The organism is Polaromonas sp. P1_G2, from assembly GCF_056405515.1.
Genome location: NZ_JBFUBY010000554.1, coordinates 1 through 912, shown reverse-complemented (window position 1 = coordinate 912; position 912 = coordinate 1). Strand labels below are relative to the sequence as shown.

At 59.3% G+C, this 912-nt stretch carries 2 protein-coding genes; both read left to right on the top strand.

Annotated elements, in window-relative coordinates; translation table 11 throughout:
• The first annotated feature begins 17 nt into the window (after positions 1–17).
• Positions 18–347 carry a hypothetical protein gene (locus AC1D0P_RS26130; RefSeq protein ID WP_477679382.1) on the top strand — a complete coding sequence of 110 codons (330 nt, stop codon included), beginning with the start codon at positions 18–20 and terminating at the stop codon, positions 345–347.
• Positions 348–386: 39 nt separating this feature from the next.
• Positions 387–912: cysteine hydrolase family protein (locus AC1D0P_RS26125; protein WP_477679381.1), on the top strand; the 526-nt coding region annotated here is incomplete at its 3' end.

Here is a 912-nt window from a genome sequence, read left to right as displayed (position 1 = left end):
GTTAAGGAGAAGGACGTATGACAGACGATACAACACAATCAGGCATTTGGACCAACCCAGACGGAGTGGCCACGTCGAAAGCCGACGACGTGATCGCGCAGAAGAACACCGAGCGCGACGCCGAATCCACTCTTCCTGACCAGAAAGAGCAAATTGCCGCGCTTAAGAACGAATTGGAACGGCTCCGCGAGTCGGTCCAGCAAATCGCCTCGGGCACGACACGGATCGCGTCGGCGGAATTCAAAGAACTGGCAACCGCCGCTGAGGAAAGGCTGAAGCAGAACGTCTTCCTATCCGTCGGGATCGCTGCCCTGGTCGGTTACCTTTGGGGACGGTCGGGTCGCTGAATGGATGGTCTCGGCGAGTGGCGACATCTATGCGTCGACATGCAGCGCATGTTCGCCGAAGAGACGCCGTGGAGAGTTCCGTGGATGGACCGCGTCTCCGATCAGGTGGTGGAAGTCTCCAGACGTTATCCGGAGCGCACGATCTTCACACGCTTCGTGCCGCCTGAGAGGGCCGAACAACTTCGCGGAACGTGGCGGGACTACTATCTGAAATGGTCGGCCATGACGATGGAGCATCTGCATCCGGAGCTTGTCGACCTCGTGCCCGAACTGGCGTGTTTTGTGCCGCCTGCAACAGTTTTTGACAAGCGGACATACTCGCCCTGGATCGACGGACGTCTATACTCCGCCCTTGCCCAGGAAGGAGTTTCGACACTGGTGGTCTCCGGTGGCGAGACGGATGTGTGTGTCCTCGCCGCGGTGCTGGGCGGCATCGACCTCGGATACCGAATGATCCTGCTTGAGGACGCGGTGTGTAGTGGGGCGGACGAGACGCATGACGCCTCTCTAAAGCTGCTGGGGGACCGCTTCTCCGTCCAGCTCGAATTAGTGACAACAGGGTCGT

Coding starts and splice junctions, on each gene's coding strand:
- AC1D0P_RS26130 (WP_477679382.1), top strand. CDS start 18: ATGACAGACGATACAACACAATCAGGCATTTGGACCAACCCAGACGGA.